Origin of the sequence: Nocardia cyriacigeorgica (genome assembly GCF_010868145.1) — a bacterium.
Lineage (GTDB): Bacteria > Actinomycetota > Actinomycetes > Mycobacteriales > Mycobacteriaceae > Nocardia > Nocardia cyriacigeorgica_D.
In genome coordinates, this window is sequence record NZ_JAAGUY010000076.1 from 1 (window position 1) to 294 (window position 294).

Sequence of the window (294 nt, forward strand, 5' to 3'; positions counted from 1 at the left end):
GAACACCGCTGACGCGGTATCGGCCGTCGACGCCGCCACCGCCAAGGCCGCCGCGGCCAAGGCAGTAGCCGAAACGGCCGCCGCAGATGCGGTCGTCGCGAAGGCCGCCACCGAGACCGCCGCTGCCGTGGCCGCCGCGGAATCCGATCCCGCCGCTGCCGCCGAGGCCATTGCGCAGACCACCGCCGCCGAGACCGCGGTCGCCGACGCCGTCGTCGCCGAGGCCGCGGCCGAGACCGCCGCTTTCGAAGCCGCTGCTGCCGTTGCCGCTGCGGAGAACGCCGCGGACGAAGC

1 protein-coding gene is annotated in these 294 nt (G+C 75.9%); it reads left to right on the forward strand.

From position 1 onward, the window contains the following. A partial coding sequence (locus tag GV792_RS28810; protein WP_175584925.1) for a hypothetical protein occupies nt 1–294 on the forward strand: 294 nt, incomplete at both ends.